Here is a 21,535-nt window from a genome sequence, read left to right on the forward strand (position 1 = left end):
GCAAATAACAAATTATAATGATGCGCATAGGATGGGAATAACCAATTTACAGGCAAAGCATGGGCAGCAGCCTATGTTATTCAAAGATATATTCCCATACTCAGAAATTCCAAAGGTGGTTTTTGGAAGCCAGCAGATTCCAATGTTTATACCTGAAGATATTTGGATTACGGATACTACATTTAGAGATGGACAACAGGCTATGGACACCTATACTGAGGAGCAAATCATTAAAATATTTGACTATCTACACAGGCTTGATAATAATTCTGGAATAATTAGACAAACAGAATTTTTCTTGTATACTGAAAAGGATAGAAATGCAGCTTTTAAGTGTTTGGAAAGAGGGTATAAATTTCCAGAGGTAACTTCCTGGATAAGAGCTAATAAGGAAGATTTTAAGCTGGTAAAGGACATGGGACTTAAGGAAACGGGAATGCTTATGTCATGTTCAGATTATCACATCTTCAAAAAACTTAATATGACAAGGCAGCAGGCAATGGATTTATATCTTTCCTTAGTGGAAGAAGCCTTAGCAAATGGTATAGCTCCAAGATGCCATCTTGAAGATATAACTAGAGCTGATTTCTTTGGATTTGTAGTACCCTTTGCACAGAAGCTTATGGAACTTTCTAAGAAGTCTTGTATTAAGATAAAAATCAGAGCCTGTGATACACTGGGACTAGGATTACCTTATTCAGGAACGCAGCTGCCAAGAAGTGTACAACATATAATACATGGCTTAAGGGTTTATGCAGGGGTTCCACCAGAGTCTCTTGAGTGGCATGGGCATAATGACTTTCATAATGTAGTATCAAATGCTACTACTGCATGGCTTCATGGGTGCTCAGCTATAAATACCTCGCTTTTTGGTATTGGTGAGAGAACAGGCAACTGCCCACTTGAAGCTATGATTATAGAATATGGTCAAATAAAAGGAAATGTAAAAGATATGAATCTAAAGCTTATATCTGAAATCGGTAAGTATTTTGAAGGGGAGTTTAAATATAGCATTCCACCTAGAACACCATTTGTAGGTAGTGAATTCAATGTTACTAGAGCTGGGATACATGCAGATGGAATATTAAAGGATGAAGAAATATATAATATTTTTGATACTGAAAAAATATTAGGTAGACCAATTGTTGTAGCAGTTAATGAACATTCGGGTCTTGCGGGAATAGCAGCTTGGGTTAATACTTATTTTAGATTAAAGGAAACAGACAAGATAGACAAAAAAGATCAGAGAATTCATATTATAAAAGAATGGGTAGATAAGCAATATGAGACAGGGCGAAACACTGTAATGAAAAATGAAGAGCTAGAATCAATTGCAAAGAAAATTATTCCGGAGTTAAGTGTAGAATCACAAAACACTACAGCTTGTTAATATGAGTTAGGTATTATATATATATGAAGAATGGAGGAATATTATGTCGTTTAATGTTGCGCAAAAGATAATTAAGGGCCATTTAGTTAAGGGTGAAATGATTTCTGATCTTGAGATTGCAATTAAAATTGATCAAACTTTAACTCAAGATTCTACAGGAACCATGGCCTACCTTCAATTTGAAGCTATGGGAATTGATAGTGTCCAAACAAAAAAATCCGTTGCTTATATAGACCATAATATTTTACAAACTGGCCCGGAAAATGCAGATGATCATTTGTATATACAGACCGTTTGCAAAAAACATGGCATATATTTTTCTAAACCGGGTAATGGAATTTGTCATCAAGTTCATTTAGAAAGATTCGGAATTCCAGGACAAACACTGCTTGGATCTGACAGTCATACTCCTACAGGCGGGGGCATAGGAATGCTTGCTATAGGCGCTGGAGGACTAGATGTAGCAGTTGCAATGGGTGGTGGAGAATATTATATAATAATGCCTAAAATTGTAAAAGTAGAGTTACTAGGACAACTTAACCCCTGGGTTTCAGCTAAAGATATTATATTAGAATTATTAAGGCGTTTAACGGTTAAGGGTGGAGTTAATAAAATATTTGAATATGCAGGAGTTGGCGTTAAAACTCTAACAGTACCAGAAAGAGCGACTATTACAAACATGGGTGCGGAACTTGGAGCCACTACTTCAATTTTCCCTAGTGATGAGATAACCTATAAATTTTTAAGTGCACAAAGTAGAGAAGGGGATTATATAGAGCTTAAGGCAGATGAGGGCGCAGTATATGATGAGATAATCCAAATAGATTTGAGCACAATTGGGCCTCTTGTTGCTTGTCCTCATAGTCCAGATAAGGTAGTTTTTGTATCATCACTAAAACAAATAAAAGTAGACCAAGTGCTAATAGGTAGCTGCACTAATTCATCCTATGTTGATATGATGAAAGTTTCAAAAATACTTAAGGGAAAAACTATACCAGAAGAAGTATCGCTTTCTATTGCGCCAGGTTCGAAGCAGGTTTTAAGTATGCTTTCTAAAAATGGTGGACTTTCTGATATGATAGAAGCTGGTGCAAGAATTTTAGAAAGTGCCTGTGGTCCATGTATAGGTATGGGGCAAGCCCCTTCAACGGATGCAGTATCACTAAGAACCTTTAATAGAAACTTTAAAGGTAGATCTGGAACCATGTCAGCTCAGGTGTATATTGTGAGCCCAGAAGTGGCTGTTGCATCAGCAATTGCAGGGTATATAACGGATCCAAGGGAGCTTGGTCAAGCTATTGAAGTGACCATGCCAGAAAAATTCACAATTAACGATAATTTAATAATAAGTCCCGCAGAAGAGGGCACCAATATAGAAGTAAAAAGAGGACCTAATATTAAACCATTTCCTAAAGTGGAAAAATTAAAAGAAAATGTACTAGGGAAAGTTTTAACTAAATTACAGGATAACATTACAACGGATGATATAATGCCATCCAATGCGAAGTTACTTCCCTTTAGATCTAATATTCCTTATTTAGCAGAATTTTGTTTAACTCCTTGTGATGAGAATTTTCCAGCTGTAGCTAAAGAAAATGGGGGTGGAATTATAGTCGCAGGCTCAAATTATGGGCAAGGTTCTAGCCGTGAACATGCTGCACTGGCACCTCTTTATTTAGGAATTAAGGCTGTTATATCAAAATCTTTTGCAAGAATTCATAAGGCTAATTTAATTAATAACGCTATAATACCCTTGGTATTTGATAATTCTAATGACTATGAAGACATAGATGTGATGGATGAATTAATTATTGAAGATGCTGCAGAGCAGCTTAAAAGAGGTATTGTTATTGTACGTAATATAACAAAGGGAGTTGTGTATAAAACTCTACCTGAAGTAACACAAAGAGAAAAAGAGATGCTTATTTATGGTGGCTTAATTAATCTTATGAAAAACAAGAAAAAGGTAGGTGAATAGAATCATGGAACATAATATTACACTTATACCTGGTGATGGAATTGGACCAGAAGTAACCTCAGCTACCGTTAAAGTAATAGAAAATAGTGGAGTCCGAATTAATTGGGAAATAGTGCGTATGGGTGCAGAAGTTATAGAGGAATTTAATACTCCTATACCACCCTACGTTTTAGAAAGTATTAAAAAAAACAAAGTTGCATTTAAAGGGCCTGTAACTACTCCAGTTGGTACAGGGTTTAAAAGTGTGAATGTCACTCTAAGGCAGGAATTAAATCTTTATGCTAACATAAGGCCTATAAAAACATTTGAAGGGGTTCCATCAAGGTATGTTGATGTAGATTTAATAATAGTAAGAGAAAATAGTGAAGATTTATATGCAGGAATAGAGCATATGATTACAGAGGATATTGCGGAAAGTATAAAGATAATAAGCAAGAAAGCTAGCGATAGAATAGTAGAGTATGCTTTTAAATTGGCAAAAGAGCAGAATAGAAAAGAAGTAATAGCTGTTCACAAAGCAAATATTATGAAGCTCTCCGATGGATTATTTTTAAAATGTGCAAGGAACATAGCAGATAAGCATAAAGAAATAGCTTTTGGAGACATGATAGTGGATGCTATGAGCATGAAGCTTGTTATGAACCCAGAAAAGTATGATGTACTTGTAATGCCTAACCTATATGGAGATATTCTATCGGATATGACAGCAGGCCTAATTGGCGGACTTGGACTAGTTCCAGGTGCAAATATCGGAGAAGAAGGTGCAGTTTTTGAGCCAGCTCACGGATCTGCTCCAGACATAGCGGGTTTAAACATAGCAAACCCTACTGCTTGCATTTTATCTGGTGTAATGATGCTAAGATATATAGGCGAAGTAGAAGCGGCGGACAAAATAGAGAAAGCTGTGGAAGCTGTGTTAAAAGAGGGGAGATATTTGACCTGTGATTTAGGTGGTAATACTGGAACTCTCGAGTTTGCACAAGCTGTAATTAATGAAATGGGAAAATAAATAGTTAATAGCTATTAATTTAATAGTTACCCAAAAGATAACTCATGATTTGTTTATGAGTTATTTTTTTTGTATCTAATTTTAAAGTAGATATGTATTTGCTATAATGAAGATAATATATTGAAACAAGAGAAAGGATAAAGGTTTTAAAATGAGAATAAATAAACTCCTTAGTAATCATGGTATTTGTTCCAGAACATACGCCAATAGACTTATCCAGGAAAAAAGAATAATAGTAAATGGACACCTGTGCATACAAGGTCAATGGGTGGAAGAAGAAGATATTATTCTTATTGATAATGAGCCTATTCCTGTGAAAGATAAAGTCTATATTGCACTAAATAAGCCAGTGGGAATTACCTGTACTGCAGAAAAGAGCGTGGAAAGTAATATAATCAGTTTTATGAATTATCCAGAATATATATTTCCAGTAGGAAGACTCGACAAAGCCTCTCAAGGATTAATATTGATGACAAATGATGGAGACCTTGCAAATAAAATTTTAGAATCAGAAAACCAGCATGAGAAAGAATATATAGTAACTGTAAATAAGCCTTTTGATGAATGTTTTATAAAAGGAATGTCTGAAGGTGTGCAAATTTGTAGTGTTATCACAAGAGCTTGCAAAGTTAGTAAGGTAAGCGCAGATACTTTTCGTATTATTTTAACCCAGGGACTCAATAAACAAATCCGCAGAATGTGCGGTGCTTTTGGATACAAGGTTGTGAGACTAGAAAGAACTCGAATTATTAATATAAAAATTGAGGGAATAGATAACGGCGAGTGGCGCCACTTAACAGAGAAAGAGGTAATGGAATTGAGGAATGGATAGAAATAATAAGTTATTTATAAATCTGTTAAATACAATCTTTATAATCCTTGACTAAAATATATGAAAAAGAAAATACTATACTGAAAAGTATTTTTGTAGGAGGATTATAAATGAAAAAATTTGTTTGCACAGTATGTGGATATATACATGAAGGAACTGAGCCACCAGAAATATGCCCAATTTGTAAAGCTGATAAAAGTAAATTCAATGAGGTAAAAGATAACTTAGAATGGGCGGATGACCACATGATTGGGGTGGCAAAAGATGTGGATAGTGAGATTGTAAGTGACCTAAGAGCAAACTTTATAGCTGAATGTACAGAGGTGGGTATGTATCTTGCTATGGCAAGGCAGGCATATAGAGAAGGTCTTCCAGAGGTTGGTGAGGCATATAAAAGAATTGCTTCTGAAGAAGCAGAACATGCATCTAAGTTTGCAGAGCTTTTAGGTGAAGTGGTTAAGCCCAATACGAAAGAAAATTTAAAGGCGCGAGTTGAAGCCGAGTATGGAGCCTGTGCTGGAAAGAAAAAGCTTGCAGCTCTTGCAAAAGAAAAAAATCTTGATGCTATTCATGATACAGTTCATGAAATGTGCAAAGATGAAGCAAGACATGGAAGGGCTTTTAAAGGGCTTTTAGAAAGATATTTTGATAAATAAATAGTTACAAAGGGCCCCTTAGATAGATACTAAGGGGCCCTTTTTTTATTAAAAACATTTGTTTATGTGGTTTTAAAAGTTGAACAATTAGTTTCTAAGTACAAATTCACATTATCGCCACTGACATTTATAGATTTAGCACTACAGAGATTATTTGAGTTATAGCTACAAGTGCCTACGTTGCAGGTAATTGCGGTACATTCATTACCACTTTCATTAACATTATTGGTAAGATCACTATAGATTTTAGCATCTAAAAAAGAAGCACAACATGTTTCACAATCTTCTTTAGCACTTTTTCCACCAACATTTACTATGTTAGCAAAGCAGATATTTTCATCATTATGGGAGCAATTTGAAACACTACAGTTAATTTTTGACATAGTATCCCTCCTTAATCACCTTCAAAAATCCGTCCTATCTTTGACTTATTATTTTTTCAGATGTCTTATTATACCTACTAAGAAGTTTAACCAAAAATAAAGAAAATATTTATAATAGTGTTTTTAAATAAAAGAATTATCAATTTTGCTATAGTTCTCTTTATTTTAAAGGATTTTTTATGAAAGTATAGAATGCTAATACTAGGTAACTATTGGAAATAAGTAAAAGATAGATATATATTAATTATAAGTACTTTAATATAATCAGCATACGCAAATTTAAAGGAGATTAGAAAATATGCCAGACTGTAAAATCAATATGGATATAAAAATATTAGTTGTGGAAGATGAAGTATCCATTAATGATATTTTAACAACTGAATTAAAAGCAGATGGATATAGTGTAAGAAGATACACTCTTATGCTGCTTTAATATTATAAAAAAATAGATTTTTGCAGATTTTAAAATAAGTGAGCAACTTTATATATATGCAATACGTACTACCGTATATAGAAAAATATATGATTGCACTAGTTGTAATAATTTGGTAGGATATACTTATATAGATAAATTAATTGGACAATTTGTATTTTATATAAGGTCTACACTTAGTGACTTTGCAAAAGGGGGCTGTTTATGAAGTTCATAAAGAAAAGTTTAAGTTTTTTCTTAAGCCTTACATTAATTATGATTGTAAATGCTGTGATAGGCATAGGCTCAATTAGAATAGGCATATTTCCAAGGCTTCAGAGTTATTTAGTTACATCTTTTATGGTTACTATGAGACATCAATATGTAGCAAATATTGTGGCGACAGGAAGTACCCTCGATAAAATAATGGCCTCCAACACAGTTGCAACAATTAGTGAGGGTACTAATACGGAGGAGATAAAGATAATTGACGAGGAACCACAGGAAGACGCGTTAGGGGATTTATTTAAAAATAAAGGGACGCCAGATGTAAACTTAACCAATATAAACAATGATAAATTCAGAGGATATATACTTACTGTTAGTAATCCTAAAAGAATAAAATTAGCTGTCACAAAAGGCCTAGGAGAGTCTGGAACATTCATAAATGATTTAATTAAAGAAGAAAAGGGAATAGCGGGGGTTAATGCTTCAGGGTTTGTGGACGTAGCTGGAAAAGGAAATGGTGGAGTGCCTACAGGCATTATTATAAAGGATGGAGAAATATTATATTATGAAAAGGGGTTTAAAAGCTATAGTCTAATAGGATTCAATAAAAGTGGAATATTAATTTTAGGAAACTATACTATAAAACAAATTAAGGATCTAAACATACAAGATGGAGTATCCTTTGGACCGTTTCTCATAGTAAACAATAGACCAGCAAAAATTTATGGGGATGGAGGCTGGGGAATTAATCCTAGAACAGCCATTGGTCAAAAAGAAGATGGTAGCGTTGTTTTTGTTGTAATAGATGGAAGGCAATTGCAGTCAATAGGAGCAACAATAAGAGAAATACAAGACATAATGATAACAGAGGGCTGCATTAATGCTGCCAACTTAGATGGTGGTTCATCTTCTGTTATGTACTATGAGGGGAAGCTTATAAACAGTCCAAGTAGTAAGTATGGAGAGAGGCCTCTTCCAAGTGCTTGGATAATAAAATAAAGAAATCATTATATTTTAAATTCAGTGCTTTTACACTGTGGAATGTGGTATAATAAAAATAATGTAGTAAAAATGAACATGCGTATTTTAGAGAAAAATTAAAATATTAAATAAAAATTAGGGAAATATTAAAGTTATACGCAATTTTAAATCCCTTATAGGAATGTAAAATAAATAACATGTCAAAGATGTAATTGACTAGTTATTTTTTGAAGATTCTTAAATAGAAGAAAGAGGTGTCCTATTATAAATAAGGAAAATAAAACAGAAGAAACTAAAGTTGAGATTAAATCCAACAAACACCAAACACTAGAAGAAGTTACAATTTTAAAATTAGTTAAAAAAGATGGCACAACTATTGATGGCAAAATAGATACTACAGATTTACAAAGGGTATTAGAAAAAGGCCTTTGGTTTGCAGAGTGGAACAAAGATCTTAATAATTACTTAGCACAAAATTTAGGTAGTTATTATATTGAAGAAAAAAAATATAGAAGAAAGCAAAGTCTACAATCTTTTATATTAGATGTTCATCCAAAAGCACCTGTTAGACATATCAATGGAGATTCCCTAGATAACAGAAAATCCAATTTAGAAGTATATAATCAAAATACAATTAATGATTATGAAGAAATAGATGGAGAAACTGTTGCAGTAATATTGAGAGATAGATATGGTAAAGAAAAATCAAGGACTTTCATTGATAAAGAAGATGTAAATAGAGTAGTTAATAATGGATATACTTGGGTTCTATTTAAAAAAGATACAGAACCTTATGCTATAGCAAATACTCCTGAGGGAAAAATTTATTTAAATAGATATATAATGGGTACAGCTGAAGATATGGTTACTCATCCTATAAATCTTAATACATTAGACAATAGAAAAGCTAATTTAGAAAATAAAAGAGCCGATTTAGAATTTGTTAAACCAGGTGAAGAAACAGAAACTGAAAACTAATAAGCATTGTAAAAGCAGTATAGAAGATAGTTCTATACTGCTTTTTGTTAATGTGTTATTTATTTGGGCTTTGAGGAACTTTGATTTGAAATTGATTTGTTTTACCCATAATATAGGCTAGCTTAATTATAGATTTTTCCTCCTGCGTCATTTCTCTCTTATACATTTTTTCAAATTGATTCATTAAATTACAAAAATCAATTTTGTAATTTTCAGTAGTGGATCTGTTTAACCTTGTTTGTTTATATGGATTATATACCTTAGCTTTAATTTCACTGCTATAGATTTTTTTAAAGACTTCGGCTGTGTAGAATGCATCGTTAAAAGCATCATGAAATTGACTTTCAATAGGTATACCTAGTAGTTTAGATGCGTTGCCCAGTCCAATATTAATTCCCTTTTGGCAATTAAGCTCCTTAGAAGCATAGGACTGTATGTTTATGTATTCTGTGGGCACCATGGTTGCATCTAATTCATGATACTCTATATTACGAAATAATTCTTTTATATCTGCCACGCCCCATACACATAATACACTTTTATCAGTGTTCATAAAGTCTATAAGTTCACCGTACATTTCTTTAAAGGATTTGCCACTATTTAGCTCATCCATTGTTATTCCAGTGAGTTCTTTTACAAAGGGATTTAGGGTAGTATATATTTCCGGCTTTATTAATACATCTAGAGCTCCAATTCTCTCTAAATTTTCATTTAGCTTTATGGCACCTATCTGAATTATTTCGAAAGGACATTTAGGGTTTGTTATAGTTTTAGGTTCCACTCCAAAATTGTAGCCCTGATTAAATTCTAAATCAAATACTATATAGTTCATCAGATTACCTCTATATTTGTTTATTTTTTCAATATCCATTATATAGTATATCATTTATAATCATAAAAAACACATACACTGTTTTTCTAGTTTAACAAAAAATTGAACAATCTCTATAAAGTAGTTTATAATATAGATAGTATGTATATTATATTTTTATAGGATTTTGTACATATTGGGTTAATGGTATTATTCGTAATGAGATAATTACCTAATGAAGAAATGAAAAACTGATTAACATACAGTAAATTATTGAACATAAGAAAGGAAGTTTTATATATGGGAAAAATATTAGTTTTAGCAGAAAAGCCCTCCGTTGGAAAAGAACTGGCAAAAGTCTTAAATTGCAGTCAAGGCGGAAATGGGTATTTAATGGGACAAAAGTATATTGTTACTTGGGCACTAGGACATCTTGTTACACTAGCAGGGCCTGAGGATTATGATCAAAAATATAAAAGTTGGAAAATGGAAGATCTTCCGATGTTACCAAAGGATTTAAAATTGGTAGTGATTAAAGAAACTTCAAAGCAATATAAGGTTGTGAACGAACTTCTTAAAAGGGCTGATGTAGATGAATTGGTTATAGCAACAGATGCAGGGCGAGAAGGGGAACTTGTGGCACGTTGGATTATTCAAAAGGCAGGCTTTAAAAAGCCAATAAAAAGGTTATGGATCTCCTCCCAAACTGAAAAAGCAATAAAGGATGGATTTGCAAGTCTTAAACCTGGAAGAGATTATGAAAACCTATTTTGGGCAGCACAATCAAGAGCAGAAGCAGATTGGCTTATAGGACTTAACGTTACTAGAGCCTTAACTTGTAAATATAATGCTCAATTATCGGCTGGAAGGGTACAGACGCCGACTTTAGCACTTATTGTTGATAGAGAAAATGAAATAAAGAAATTCGTTGGAAAGGATTACTGGACAGTAAATGGTAAGGTAAATAATTTTACAGTGAATTGGTCCAGTAAAAATGGAGAATCACGTACCTTTGACAAGCAAAAGGCAGAGGATGTAGTTGCTAAGGTAAACAATCAAATGGGCACCGTGGTAGAGGTAAATAAAGCCTTTAAAAAAGAACTTCCACCACTTGCATATGATTTAACGGAGCTTCAAAGAGATGCAAATAGAAAATTTGGGTATTCTGCAAAGCAAACCCTTAATTTAATGCAGAGATTATATGAAAACCATAAACTATTATCTTATCCAAGAACAGACTCTAGGCATCTCACTACGGATATAGTAGCTACATTACTTGACAGATTAAAAAGTATAGCCATAGGACCTTACGAAAAAGCTGCTAGAAATATAATAAAAGGTAGAATACAAACTACAAATAGACTTGTAGATAATAGCAAGGTATCAGATCATCATGCTATAATTCCTACAGAGCAACATGTGGATTTATCAAGCTTAAACAAAGAAGAAAGAAGCATTTATGACTTAGTTGTAAAAAGATTTTTAGAAGTCTTAAGCCCAGCTTTCGAGTATGAGCAAACTACTGTAAAGATAGAGGTAAAGGGTGAAAGTTTTTCTGCAAAAGGAAAAATAGTTAAATCAAAGGGCTGGCGAGAAATAAGTAGCTCTGATGATGTGGAAGAAAAAGATCAGTCTCTTCCACCAATAAATAAAGGGGAAGCAGTTAAACTTACCTTGGTTAGATCTGTAAATGAAAAGACAAAGCCACCAGCTAGGTATAATGAAGCAACCCTGCTTACAGCTATGGAGCATCCCGGAAAAGATATACAAGATGAGAGCTTAAGGGAAGCCTTGGATAACACCTCAGGACTTGGAACTCCAGCCACTCGTGCAGATATAATTGAAAAATTATTTAACATCTTTTATATGGAGAGACGCGGTAAAGATATTTTCCCAACCTCAAAGGGAATACAGTTAATAGACTTAGTGCCACAAGAATTAAAATCTCCAGAGCTTACTGCTAAGTGGGAAAAGCAGCTTCAACTTATAAGCAAAGGAAAAGCGAATTCTATGAACTTTGTAAAAGATATGAGAGAATACGCTTCGAAGCTTGTGAAAAACGTTGCAGGTTCATCGGAAGTATATAAACATGACAATGCTACAAGAGTTAAATGTCCTGAGTGTAGTAAGTATCTTCTTGAGGTTAACGGCAAAAGGGGGAAAATGCTGGTATGTCCAGATAGAGATTGCGGATACCGAAAGGGAGTCTCACAGGTTTCAAATGCACGCTGCCCTACTTGTCATAAGAAAATGGAGATTAGAGGAGATGGAGATAATAAGATCTTCGCTTGTGGTTGTGGCTATAGAGAAAAACTTTCGGCTTTTACTAAGCGTCGAGAATCAGAAAAAGGTGCTTTAGATAAAAAAGATGTTAGTAGATTTTTGAACCAGCAGAATAAGAAAGATGAACCAACTGGTAATTCTGCTATGGCGGAGGCTTTTGCCAAGTTTAACTTAAAATAGTAAACTGTAACACAATGTATAAGTGTTTTATACGTTGTTGAAGATATTATGCTAATATTTAATACGGATAAATAAAAAAAATGAAGAGTTAGTAATGAGATTAGTTTAATCATTACTGACTCTTCGTTTTTTAAATACAATAATATGCAAAGATGCAAATAAAATTACTACTTAAATAAATCCTCTATAGAAACTTTGAGAGCTGTGGGGTACGGCAACGAAAAATATATTAATTAGAGCTTCAAAAGCCAATATATCTTTAAGGGGCCTTCTATTTATTAACTAAACCATTAAATGATTTTTTGTTTTTAAAGTTAGGTATTTATATAAAACAAATAATTTAATAATGCCGATATGATATATTGCATTATTAAATGTATGTAAACTGTAAAAGAATTATGATAAAATAATACTACATCAAAGGATGAGCTTATGAGTTTTAAACAAATATACCTTAACATTATTCAGGAACTATTTATTTATATATAATAATTAGGAAAAACCCCTCAATCATGAAAAAAATCATAATAATATTTAATGGTGGAACAATATCTATAAGAAAAAGATGAATATGAAAAGAATTATTGTTAATTTTAAATTATAAAAGCAATACATTTGGATATTATCTTTAAAAAATAAAAATAAGATTTTGGTAGGAGGAAGGTTTGTGGATACTACTGATTATAGGATTCTTGAGATACTTTTAGAAGATGGAAGAATACCTATGAAGGAACTTGCCAAAAGGGTAGCACTTAGTGCACCTGCAGCAGCAGAAAGAGTAAAGAGACTTGAAGAAGAAAATATTATAAAAGGTTATAAAGCTGAAATAAACTACGCTAAACTAGGAAAAAAAATTAATGTATTTATAAATGTAGGTGTAAATGTTCAAAGATCTGAAAAATTTATGGAATTTATTAAGAAGGAGGATTCTATAATCGAATGCTATCAGGTTACTGGACCATACTGCAAGATTTTAAAAGCTAGATTTGAGGATATTGCAAGTCTGGAAAAACTTATTGGAAAGATACAAATGTATGGAAATACTGAAACATTTATAATACTTTCTTCATTAGAAAAAGAACATATACTAAAACACGATAAAAATACTTAATTAGGTTAGAGTATATTAATAACATACATAATATAATAATATCTTAATGAATTGAATTTACATATATAAAAAGATAATAATTATTACAACAATAAGATAAAATATTAAGTTAATTATAAACTAGGAGGATAAAAATATGGATAAATTAAGTCTTCAGCGTAAAGAAATAGAGGAGGTTTATGGTAAAATAAGCCCTTTTGAACTTAAAGATAAATTAATCGACCTTGCGGAGGAATCAAAGAAAAGCGGTACACACTCACTACTGGATGCAGGCAGAGGGAATCCTAACTGGATTGCAGCGTCGCCAAGAGAAGCCTTTTTTACTTTTGGTCAATTTGCAGTTGAAGAAAGTCGTAGGGTATGGAGTGATTGCGACTTAGCTGGGATGCCAAAAAAAGAAGGAATTGCAGAGCATTTTATGGATTTTACAAAAAAACATCAAGATGCACCAGGAATTGAACTTCTTAGTAAAATGATTAATTATGGTATAAAAGTCAAAGGATTTAATTCCGATGACTGGATTTACGAATTAGTAGATGGAATTATTGGCGACAATTATCCAAAACCAGATAGAATGTTACAACATATTGAAAGTGTAGTTAATGATTATCTTATTCAGGAGTTATGTTACAATAAGTCATTTAAAGGGAAGTTTAAGACATTTGCAGTTGAAGGTGCAACGGCTGCAATGTGCTATATTTTTGATACATTGATTGCAAACAATATATTGTCAAAGGGAGATAAGATTGCACTTATGGCGCCAATTTTTACACCTTATCTTGAGATACCTCATTTACCCCGTTATAACTTTGAAGTTATTGAAGTCTTGGCTGACGAAACAACTGAGGATGGTAAACGTACATGGCAATATTCTTCTAAAGAAATTGAGAAAATAAGTGACCCATCTGTAAAGGCATTATTTATAGTTAATCCAAGCAATCCAGGTTCTGTTGCAATGAAAACAGAAACTGTTAAACAGTTAAAAAATATTGTTGAAAATGATAATCCAGATTTAATGATAATTTCAGATGATGTATATGGTACTTTTGTAGACGACTTTCGTTCATTAATGACAGATTTGCCATACAATACAATCGGAGTATATTCTTATTCAAAATATTTTGGGGTAACAGGATGGCGTCTTGGAACTATTTCACTTTATGAAGACAATGTATTTGATAAATTATTAAGGCAGCAAGATGAAGATAAAATGGAAAGAGCAAGAAGACGGTACGGCGGGATTTCTACTAATCCTGATAGTATTGCGTTTATCGATAGAATAGTAGCAGATAGCCGCCAGGTAGCACTTAATCATACTGCAGGACTATCAACACCACAACAAGTACAAATGGCATTTTTTTCGTTATTTGCTATAATCGATAAAGAAAATATATATAAACAATTAACAAAAGATATTTGTCGTAACCGCAAAAGACTTTTGTTCGAAGGATTGGGATTAGATTTACAGTTAGACCCATTGGATGCTTCTTACTATACTCAATTTGATTTACTGGAGTGGGCAGGCCGAAATTATAATGATGAATTTGTGCAATATTTACAAGAAAATTATAAACCAGTAGACATTCTTATACGTCTAGCAGAGCAATCTTCCATAGTGTTATTAGGCAGTAGTGGATTCCATGGACCAGAGTGGGCTATCAGAATATCACTTGCAAATCTTAATGATGAATCTTATTCTAAAATTGGGCAAGTTCTTCAAAAAGTTTTGGAAGATTATGAAAAAGAATGGAAAGAATCTAAAACTACTTAATAAGTATGAGGTTACCTCATGAGGAGTACCTTGTGAGCATAGATAAGAAAATGATATCAAAGGCTTAGAAGATTCTAGGTGAAAATCAAAATGTGTTTTATATTCCCTCAGACTTAGTAAAATGTATTTACAAATAAAATTGTGAATACATTTTTTTACTTTTTGGAATGAAATATAAATGATAATATTGGTTATTATGGTAAGTTAATAATAACAGAAGATTGAAAAAAATATTCTTTTGTAAATTGCAAAATTATTAAATTAAGTTTATTGATTTATAGATTTTAAAAAATATTTAGCTAAGTGTAAAAAGCTATTTATTATAAAGTTATATTCGACATGAATTTAATTGTATATTTTGTCGAATTCATCTAGAAAAAAAATTTTTCTATTTTTTAAGATGAAAAGTATTAAATAAGTGTTTAGAAACTATTTATATAATTAAATTATAAGCTATAATACACTTAGGAGGTATATATGATAGATTTTAGAAATAAACCCATGATAAGTAAATATAGAAAACTTTTAAATGTTACTCATGAAGAATTAGGTAGAGGAATAATAGCAGAAGATATTATAAAACTTTTGGAAAAAGGTAAACGTAAGTTAACTATCCCTACTGCCAGTATTTTAGTAATAGAGGTATTAGCGAGAGCAGAAGATAAAAGCCTAATATATTACAATTTATCAGTTGCTTATAATAATATTGGTGATGATGAAAAAAGTTTGTAGAATGTTATGAAAAGATATTTGAGTGTTATGATAAAGATAATAGATTTAAATATTTCGAAGAATATCTTGAAGGATTATCCATAGATTTAGATTTATTCTTACAAGATACAAATCTAATAAATAGGATATTGATTTTAATAGTTCAATATCTAAATAAGTTTAATAACTTGACTATTGTTGATGAAATCTTATGTAAGTTAAGGGGAAATTAATAAGAAAAATAAAATTAAAAAATTAAGTACAATATGTATAGTTTATGACCATTGAAATTAAATGGATACGTGCAATTTAGAGTACGGTTAATCATAATGGATTAAGGTCTAGTAACCAACTAATTTAAAGGAGGCATACTGAGTGGAATTATTAAAAACAACCTATCTACAAAAAACCTATGGCACAGGTGAAGCATCTGTCAAAGCACTAAGATCTACAGACTTAGTTATTGTAAAAGGTGAGTTTACTGCAATAGTAGGACCAAGTGGTTCGGGAAAAAGCACACTTCTACATCTATTAGCTGGTATTGATAAACCTTCAGCAGGTAATGTATATATAAACGGAATTGATATTTACGCTATGAGTGAAAAAGATTTATCTAGGTTCAGAAGAAGAAGTATAGGTTTTATATTTCAGTTCTTTAATTTAATTCCAATATTATCTGTAGAAGAAAACATTAAACTTCCACTTTTAATGGATGGGAAAAAGGTGGACGAGGAATACATAAATGAACTTATGGAAATATTAGATATAAAATCTAGAAAAACTCACCTGCCTGGAGAAATATCTGGAGGTCAGCAACAGCGAGTATCAATAGCGAGAGCACTTGCTAATAAACCTTCAATCATATTTGCGGACGAGCCTACTGGAAACTTAGATAGTAAAAATAGTAAGGAAGTGTTAGAACTTCTTACCAAATCCATAAAAAAGTACAACCAAACTCTTGTAATGATTACTCATGACTCACAGGTAGCAGCGTGTGCAGACAGAATTATAACTATATCTGATGGGGAAATCATAGAAGATAAGAGGGTGAAGTAATGAAATGCTTTTGGTCTTTAATTCCACGTTCATTATCTAAAAACAAGAAAAGAATTTTTTTTATAGGAGTCGGAATAATACTATCTGTTTCTTTAATTGTATCTTTAAGTATCATAATTGAAACCTTGAAGAAATCCTCTTATCAATCTATGGTAGATAATGAGGGGGGAGCATATGATGCTTTCTTTTTTACTTATGGTAAAAAAAATTTAGAAAAATTGATTAAAGATTCTGTTGTAGATAAGATATCAATTTCTGCATACTTAGGAACGTATAAAATACCCAATTCTAAATATACTTTAGAAATAAATGGCTATGATGAAAATATTACAGAACTTCTTAATCTTAAACTGTTGCATGGGATATATCCAGAAAATAGCGATGAAATAGCTATTGAAGAATGGGTACTAGATAATTTGCCTAAGAAATATAAAGTTGGAGATAAAATTAATTTACCAATAACAATGCAATATAAAAACAAAAAAGGTAAATTTGAAAATCTTGATAAAGAAAAAGAATTTACATTAGTAGGTATATTTGAATATAAATTTAATACTAATCAAAAAAAGAATACAGCAATTGCTTATGTTCCTAAAAAATATGTTGAAACTATCCTACCTCCAGAAGGAATTGAATATAAAGGATATCTAACTATAAACCCTAATATGCCTATCCAAAGTGGGCAGCAGTTATTAGTAGTGACTGATGATTACAAAGATATAGAATTTGTTTGGAATTCTCTGAAAATATTACTATTACAAACTTATAAAACTATTAATTTTATAAGTATAATTCTATATATAGTAATAAGTATTGTAGCTAGCGTAATAATTTATAATATATTTAACATATCCGTTACAGAGCGTATTAAGGAATTTGGAATATTAAGAGCTATAGGGGCTTCCCCAGGAGAAATCAAGCTGCTTGTCTTGGGCGAGGGATTAATTCTAGGTTGCATATTTATACCTATGGGAATTATTATAGGAAACATTGTAATTAAGGGGATTATTATTCTTATATCTGGATATAACAACTTTAGTGGAATAATGAACATTCCTAGGAATGGTATTATAGCTTCATTTTTAGTTGGGTTTTTAACTATAGTAATGGGAGTTTATTCACCAGCTAGAAAGGCATCTGAAATATCTCCGATAGAAGCAATAATCTCCAATAATAATCTTCAATTGAAAGGTAAGAATATAAATAATAATTTGCAAAATAAAAGTTTTTTAAGTAGAACCTTTGGATTTGCAGCTGATTTGGCTTATCTAAATTTATATAGAAATAGAAAAAGATTTTTAACAACTGTAATTTCACTATGTATAAGTATAATAATGTTCCTATTTGTAAATTATTTGATAAACGCTTCAGACCCATTGAAAACACTTAAAGTTAGAATGGGCGGTGATTTTGTAATATCTACTAATAGTGAACCAAATTATGCATTATTGGATAGTGATGTAGATGGTATTAAAAATATAAAAGGTATAGATAAAATAAATAAATTAAAAGTGTCACAATCATTTATGCAGGTTCCAAAAGATAAAGTTACTTTTAATGGACTCAAAACCATAGAAAAAGAAAGCAATTATACAGCTCAAACAAAATTTGATTTTGAATCAGGTATTTTTAAACTTAAAACAGATGTTCTTGCTTATACGTCAGATGATTTAAGTATTATGAAGCAGTATTTACTGGATGGGAATATTGATAAAGAGGAGATGGATGAAAGGCCAATTGTTATCTTAGCCCAAAATTTAAATTACAGTAATAACACTAAATTAAAAGTTGGGGATAGTATAGAATTGAGCTATGCTGAGTATAACGATGATGGAATGAATGTAAAAAATAGTAGTGAAATTTTCACTATTGGTGCTTTGTTAAAGGAAGATTTTAGCTCTATTGATGGGCAATCCAATAATGTAATAATTATGGGTGAGAAAACTGCTGAAAAATACCTTAGAATTAAGGGCTACCAACAAATAAAGATTAATCTAAGTAAAGATGCAAATTATGCTGAAATAGAAAAGGATTTAAAAGATAAGATGGAAAAACATCGCGGTTCAACTTTGGTATCATTTAAAGAAGAATTAGAAAAGGCTAAAAAGGATAATCTTCAATTTTCTTTAATAATGTATAGTTTTGTAGTAGTAGTAGCCATAGTTAGTATTGTCAATTTACTTAACATTATGAGTATGAATGTACTGTTAAGAAAAAGAGAAATCGGAATGCTTAGAGCTTTAGGTTTTGGAAATGATGAAGTTAAGAAAATGATAATAATTGAAGGAATGCTTTATGGTTTTACAGCTGCGTTTTGGGGTACAGCCGTAGGAACAATACTTACTTATTTACTTTACTTAATCACAAGGAAAAATCTAACAAAAGGTATGACTTGGAGTGTACCCTTGTTAACTATAATAGTGACATTTTTAGTAACTATAGTTATTTGCTTATTAGCTTCAATAAATGCTTCTAGAAAAGTGTTTTCTTCAAGTATTGTTGAGTCTATAAAAGAGCTTTAGAATAAAATAATGATTTAGGGGTTAGATGAAAATGAAAGATTAAAGGTGCTTTAGGTAAAAAGGATGTTAGTAGATTTTTAAATCAGCAGAATAAGAAAGATGAACCAACTGGTAATTCTGCTATGGTGGAGGCTTTTACCAAGTTTAATTTAAAATAGTAAAAAATAACATGATGTATAAGTGGGTTTACTTATATGGTATGTTATTTTTATTTACTGGTAAATAAGTAATTGATTTACAATCTTTCGATGAATTGCTAAAGAGAAGTATAAACAAAAACAGAGTTGTAATTGGTAAATTTATGTTATAATGTATTAATTAAGTCGATTTGCTAAGAATATTTTGCAACAAACTATTTTGTAGAAAAGGAGTAATTAAAATGAATAATGAGATGGGTAAGTGGAGTTTAAAAGAGCTTTATTCTTCTTTTGAAGGAGAAGATTTTAAAAATGATATTAAATTATTTGAAGAACTTATTGAGACGTTAATAAATTGGAACAGAAATAACTTGAATAGTTATGAAGATATTGTTTACAAGTTAGAGTGCTATGTAGATAAAATGGAAAAGATTTGTAGGATAGATAGCAGAATAAGTGCCTTTTGCAGTTTAAGTATTTCAGCAAATGCAAGTAACTCTAGTGCAAAAAAATATTTAAGCATGATAGACCAAATGGAAACTAATCTTACAGAAGTTGAAGTTAGCACTGCAAAATGGATAAGTAATATGGAAGACTTAGAGGGTGTTATAAATTCTTCTGATAAGCTAAAAGAGTATGAGTTTTATTTTAAGGAAATTAAGACTAAAAGCTCTCATATTCTAAGTCAGCAGGAAGAAATGTTAATAGAAAAAATGCGTTTAACAGGTTCAAGTAAGTGGTCGAAATATAGAAATCACATAACTGCCAACCATAAGGTAGAAATAGAGTTAGATGGTAAAATTCAAAGTATAGGTATAAATGAAGTTAAAAACATGCAGTTCTCAAAGGATGGGGAACTTAGAAAGAAAGCTTATTTTGCGGAAAAAAAGAGCAATGATAAAATTGCTGAGGGAGTACTTGCAGCGTTAAATGCTATAAAGGGCGAAGTAATTACTTTAAGTGAAATTAAAAAGTATAAATCACCTCTTCACAGAACCTTAGAAAATTCTAGAATGGATGAAGAAACTTTAAATGTTATGATTGAGGTTATGGAGGAGAATTTACAAGAATTCCAAAGATATTTTTTAAAGAAAGCTGAGTTACTAGGACATAAAGGCAAGCTACCATATTATGATATTATGGCCCCGGTAGGTAATAAAAATATGGATTTTACATTTGAAGAAGCAAGAGGATTTATAGTTAAGCATTTTAGTTCTTTTTCAGATGAAATGGGAGAACTTGCAGTAAAAGCATTTGATAATAGATGGATAGATTGGGGAGTACGCGAAGGAAAAAGAGGGGGAGCTTTCTGTAGTAATTTACATTGTATAAAGGAAAGTAGAATTTTATGTAGCTATAATAATAACTTTAAAAACGTATGTACCTTAGCACATGAACTTGGGCATGCTTATCATGGAATGATGCTTCAAAAAGAAAGTGTTTTAAATTCATCATATCCAATGCCGCTTGCAGAAACTGCATCAATTTTCAGTGAAACATTAGTAAGAAATGCAGCACTAAAAACAGCGGACGCGGATGAAGCTCTATCAATTTTAGGTACAGATCTTGTAAATTGCAGTTCAGTAATTGTAGATATTTATGCAAGATATATTTTTGAAAAAGCTGTATTTGAAAAAAGAAGTGAAGGGGAATTATCATTAGAGGAAGTAAAAGATTTAATGATATGGGCGCAAAAAAAAGCTTATGGAGATGCCATTTCGCAGGAGACACTAGACCCATTTGCGTGGATTCATAAAAATCATTACTACTATCCAGATGCAAACTTTTATAACTTTCCATACGCTTTTGGATTGTTATTTTCAAAAGGACTTTATAATATGTATCTAAATGAGGGTTCTTCATTTGTGAAAAAGTATAATGAATTATTGTGTATCACAGGTAAATCTACTATATATGATGTTGCAAAGTCAGTTGATATAGACATACATGATAAAGACTTCTGGAGAGGTTCTATGAATATTGTGAAAAAGGAAATAGAGGAGTTCTGCAATAGCTAAGTAACGGTAATATTAGTTACTACGAAACTTAAGTTTTAAATATGAAAATTGTTTATCTCAAAATCAATTTTAGTGAATAATTTAAAAT

Annotated in this window: 16 protein-coding genes and 1 pseudogene; 15 read left to right on the forward strand and 2 right to left on the reverse strand. The window is 31.5% G+C overall.

All coding sequences use genetic code 11. The annotated features are described in order from the left end of the window. Positions 1-31 precede the first annotated feature (31 nt). The 5 genes from G9F72_RS01275 to G9F72_RS01295 all read left to right on the forward strand — a co-directional run bounded on the left by G9F72_RS01275 (position 32) and on the right by G9F72_RS01295 (position 5,865). On the forward strand, positions 32-1,390 hold the full coding sequence (locus tag G9F72_RS01275) for a 2-isopropylmalate synthase (protein ID WP_224676257.1): 1,359 nt from the start codon (positions 32-34) through the stop codon (positions 1,388-1,390). 43 nt (positions 1,391-1,433) lie between these two features. Next, a complete protein-coding gene (locus G9F72_RS01280; RefSeq protein ID WP_164956979.1) occupies positions 1,434-3,368 on the forward strand; it encodes an aconitate hydratase in 1,935 nt (644 codons plus the stop codon). Positions 3,369-3,372: 4 nt separating this feature from the next. Further along, on the forward strand, positions 3,373-4,377 hold the full coding sequence (locus G9F72_RS01285; protein ID WP_164956978.1) for an isocitrate/isopropylmalate dehydrogenase family protein: 1,005 nt from the start codon (positions 3,373-3,375) through the stop codon (positions 4,375-4,377). A gap of 151 nt (positions 4,378-4,528) precedes the next feature. Next, positions 4,529-5,209, forward strand: a complete 681-nt coding sequence (locus tag G9F72_RS01290; RefSeq protein WP_164956977.1) for a pseudouridine synthase — start codon at positions 4,529-4,531, stop codon at positions 5,207-5,209. A gap of 110 nt (positions 5,210-5,319) precedes the next feature. Next, positions 5,320-5,865, forward strand: coding sequence for an NADH peroxidase (locus G9F72_RS01295; RefSeq protein ID WP_164956976.1), 546 nt, complete (start codon positions 5,320-5,322; stop codon positions 5,863-5,865). Positions 5,866-5,927: 62 nt separating this feature from the next. Here the strand turns inward: G9F72_RS01295 and G9F72_RS01300 are convergent, their stop codons facing one another. After that, positions 5,928-6,248 (reverse strand): DUF1540 domain-containing protein, encoded by a 321-nt coding sequence (locus G9F72_RS01300; RefSeq protein WP_164956975.1) that lies wholly within the window; start codon positions 6,246-6,248, stop codon positions 5,928-5,930. A gap of 319 nt (positions 6,249-6,567) precedes the next feature. Here G9F72_RS01300 and G9F72_RS26865 point away from each other — a divergent pair. The 3 genes and pseudogenes from G9F72_RS26865 to G9F72_RS01310 all read left to right on the forward strand — a co-directional run. Beyond that, a pseudogene (locus G9F72_RS26865) lies at positions 6,568-6,657 on the forward strand (DNA-binding response regulator); the annotation flags it as partial. A 228-nt stretch (positions 6,658-6,885) separates the two neighbouring features. Continuing rightward, positions 6,886-7,887, forward strand: coding sequence for a phosphodiester glycosidase family protein (locus G9F72_RS01305; protein WP_164956974.1), 1,002 nt, complete (start codon positions 6,886-6,888; stop codon positions 7,885-7,887). 660 nt (positions 7,888-8,547) lie between these two features. Next, positions 8,548-8,847, forward strand: coding sequence for a hypothetical protein (locus tag G9F72_RS01310; RefSeq protein ID WP_224675914.1), 300 nt, complete (start codon positions 8,548-8,550; stop codon positions 8,845-8,847). A 55-nt stretch (positions 8,848-8,902) separates the two neighbouring features. Here the strand turns inward: G9F72_RS01310 and G9F72_RS01315 are convergent, their stop codons facing one another. Continuing rightward, complete coding sequence (locus tag G9F72_RS01315) at positions 8,903-9,679, reverse strand: 3'-5' exonuclease (protein ID WP_164956973.1); 777 nt, start codon at positions 9,677-9,679, stop codon at positions 8,903-8,905. Positions 9,680-9,958: 279 nt separating this feature from the next. Here G9F72_RS01315 and G9F72_RS01320 point away from each other — a divergent pair, with 279 nt between their 5' ends. From G9F72_RS01320 to G9F72_RS01350, 7 genes are all read left to right on the forward strand, one after another. Then, the gene (locus G9F72_RS01320) at positions 9,959-12,121 is read left to right on the forward strand and encodes a DNA topoisomerase III (protein WP_164956972.1); all 2,163 of its coding nucleotides are present in this window, start codon (positions 9,959-9,961) and stop codon (positions 12,119-12,121) included. A gap of 667 nt (positions 12,122-12,788) precedes the next feature. After that, a complete protein-coding gene (locus G9F72_RS01325) occupies positions 12,789-13,232 on the forward strand; it encodes an Lrp/AsnC family transcriptional regulator (RefSeq protein WP_164956971.1) in 444 nt (147 codons plus the stop codon). Positions 13,233-13,368: 136 nt separating this feature from the next. Then, on the forward strand, positions 13,369-15,003 hold the full coding sequence (gene aspD / locus G9F72_RS01330) for an aspartate 4-decarboxylase (RefSeq protein ID WP_164956970.1): 1,635 nt from the start codon (positions 13,369-13,371) through the stop codon (positions 15,001-15,003). 477 nt (positions 15,004-15,480) lie between these two features. Then, on the forward strand, positions 15,481-15,735 hold the full coding sequence (locus G9F72_RS01335) for a hypothetical protein (RefSeq protein WP_164956969.1): 255 nt from the start codon (positions 15,481-15,483) through the stop codon (positions 15,733-15,735). Between the two features lie 354 nt (positions 15,736-16,089). Beyond that, the gene (locus G9F72_RS01340) at positions 16,090-16,770 is read left to right on the forward strand and encodes an ABC transporter ATP-binding protein (protein ID WP_164956968.1); all 681 of its coding nucleotides are present in this window, start codon (positions 16,090-16,092) and stop codon (positions 16,768-16,770) included. Then, positions 16,770-19,292 (forward strand): ABC transporter permease, encoded by a 2,523-nt coding sequence (locus G9F72_RS01345; protein ID WP_164956967.1) that lies wholly within the window; start codon positions 16,770-16,772, stop codon positions 19,290-19,292. The genes G9F72_RS01340 and G9F72_RS01345 overlap by 1 nt, the downstream gene beginning before the upstream one ends. 379 nt (positions 19,293-19,671) lie before the next feature. Beyond that, the gene (locus G9F72_RS01350; protein WP_164956966.1) at positions 19,672-21,447 is read left to right on the forward strand and encodes a M3 family oligoendopeptidase; all 1,776 of its coding nucleotides are present in this window, start codon (positions 19,672-19,674) and stop codon (positions 21,445-21,447) included. Positions 21,448-21,535: the final 88 nt, after the last annotated feature.

Source organism: Clostridium estertheticum (assembly GCF_011065935.2).
GTDB classification, from domain to species: domain Bacteria; phylum Bacillota; class Clostridia; order Clostridiales; family Clostridiaceae; genus Clostridium_AD; species Clostridium_AD estertheticum_A.

Coding starts and splice junctions, on each gene's coding strand:
- G9F72_RS01275 (WP_224676257.1), top strand. CDS start 32: ATGGGAATAACCAATTTACAGGCAAAGCATGGGCAGCAGCCTATGTTA.
- G9F72_RS01280 (WP_164956979.1), top strand. CDS start 1,434: ATGTCGTTTAATGTTGCGCAAAAGATAATTAAGGGCCATTTAGTTAAG.
- G9F72_RS01285 (WP_164956978.1), top strand. CDS start 3,373: ATGGAACATAATATTACACTTATACCTGGTGATGGAATTGGACCAGAA.
- G9F72_RS01290 (WP_164956977.1), top strand. CDS start 4,529: ATGAGAATAAATAAACTCCTTAGTAATCATGGTATTTGTTCCAGAACA.
- G9F72_RS01295 (WP_164956976.1), top strand. CDS start 5,320: ATGAAAAAATTTGTTTGCACAGTATGTGGATATATACATGAAGGAACT.
- G9F72_RS01300 (WP_164956975.1), bottom strand. CDS start 6,248: ATGTCAAAAATTAACTGTAGTGTTTCAAATTGCTCCCATAATGATGAA.
- G9F72_RS01305 (WP_164956974.1), top strand. CDS start 6,886: ATGAAGTTCATAAAGAAAAGTTTAAGTTTTTTCTTAAGCCTTACATTA.
- G9F72_RS01315 (WP_164956973.1), bottom strand. CDS start 9,679: ATGAACTATATAGTATTTGATTTAGAATTTAATCAGGGCTACAATTTT.
- G9F72_RS01320 (WP_164956972.1), top strand. CDS start 9,959: ATGGGAAAAATATTAGTTTTAGCAGAAAAGCCCTCCGTTGGAAAAGAA.
- aspD (WP_164956970.1), top strand. CDS start 13,369: ATGGATAAATTAAGTCTTCAGCGTAAAGAAATAGAGGAGGTTTATGGT.
- G9F72_RS01335 (WP_164956969.1), top strand. CDS start 15,481: ATGATAGATTTTAGAAATAAACCCATGATAAGTAAATATAGAAAACTT.
- G9F72_RS01345 (WP_164956967.1), top strand. CDS start 16,770: ATGAAATGCTTTTGGTCTTTAATTCCACGTTCATTATCTAAAAACAAG.
- G9F72_RS01350 (WP_164956966.1), top strand. CDS start 19,672: ATGAATAATGAGATGGGTAAGTGGAGTTTAAAAGAGCTTTATTCTTCT.